The sequence below is a fragment of the Cellulosimicrobium cellulans genome (assembly GCF_007679345.1).
Taxonomy (GTDB): Bacteria; Actinomycetota; Actinomycetes; order Actinomycetales; family Cellulomonadaceae; genus Cellulomonas; species Cellulomonas cellulans_A.
The window spans coordinates 1-332 of sequence record NZ_VEGH01000039.1 but is presented as its reverse complement, the minus strand read 5'-3'; the positions used below and the strand labels follow the sequence as shown (position 1 = coordinate 332).

The following is a 332-nucleotide window of genomic DNA, read 5'->3' as shown; positions in this document are numbered from 1 at the left end:
CGATGAGGGACGACAGCGGCACGGTGACCAGGACGTGGGTGCGCGGGTCGCGCGTCCCGGCCCGGCCGGCGCCCGCGGACGCCGTGTCGGTGTCGCGTGGGCCGGGCAGGTGCCCGGGGGTGGCGGCGGGCGAGGCGCCGGTGACCGCGAGGGCGGCGGCGGGGGTGCCGGTCAGGACGCAGTCCACGAGGGTGTCGGCGCGCAGCTGGTCCAGGGTGCGGGGGTCGCCGGCGGCCCTGGCGGAGCGGGCCGCAGCGTGCAGGGCGGTGTCGATGCCGATCGCGTGCTCGGCGGGCAGCACCAGATGCATCTCGGCCATCTGGTCCGGCAAC

1 pseudogene is annotated in these 332 nt (G+C 78.6%); it reads right to left on the bottom strand.

The features are described from left to right. Positions 1 to 319, bottom strand: a pseudogene (locus FS882_RS20720) (HNH endonuclease); the annotation flags it as partial. Positions 320 to 332 lie beyond the last annotated feature (13 nt).